Genomic DNA, 512 nt, shown 5'->3' with positions numbered 1-512 from the left:
GCGGCCTCCGTCTTCCGTCCCGACAGTACGGTCCTGATCACCGGCGCCACCGGCACCCTCGCCACCCACATCGCCCACCACCTCGTCACCCACCACCACGTCCACCACCTGCTCCTCCTCTCCCGCCGCCCCGCCGACGACCTCGCCACCGCACTCACCGACCTCGGCGCGAACGCCACCGTCGTCACCGGCGACGTCACCGACCCCGACACCCTCACCCACACCCTCACCCAACACCCCGTCACCGCCGTCATCCACACCGCGGCCACCCTCGACGACGCCACCATCGACAACCTCACCACCGACCGACTCGACACCGTCCTGCGCCCCAAACTCGACGGCGCCCTCCTCCTCCACCAGCTCACCACCCACCTCACCCCCGACCTCGACGCCTTCGTCCTCTTCTCCTCCGCAGCCGCCGCCTTCGGCGGACCCGGACAGGCCGCCTACGCCGCCGCCAACACCTTCCTCGACACCCTCGCCCACCACCGCCACACCCACGGCCAACCAGC

At 71.5% G+C, this 512-nt stretch carries 1 protein-coding gene; it reads left to right on the top strand.

The features are described 5' to 3' along the window. Positions 1-512 (top strand): ketoreductase domain-containing protein (locus IE94_RS36720; RefSeq protein WP_037924849.1); only part of this gene is annotated, 512 nt, incomplete at both ends.

Origin of the sequence: Streptomyces violaceorubidus, assembly GCF_000717995.1 — a bacterium.
Classification (GTDB): domain Bacteria; phylum Actinomycetota; class Actinomycetes; order Streptomycetales; family Streptomycetaceae; genus Streptomyces; species Streptomyces violaceorubidus.
Note: the sequence above shows the minus strand (reverse complement) of the source record. Positions and strands in the feature narration are given on the sequence as shown.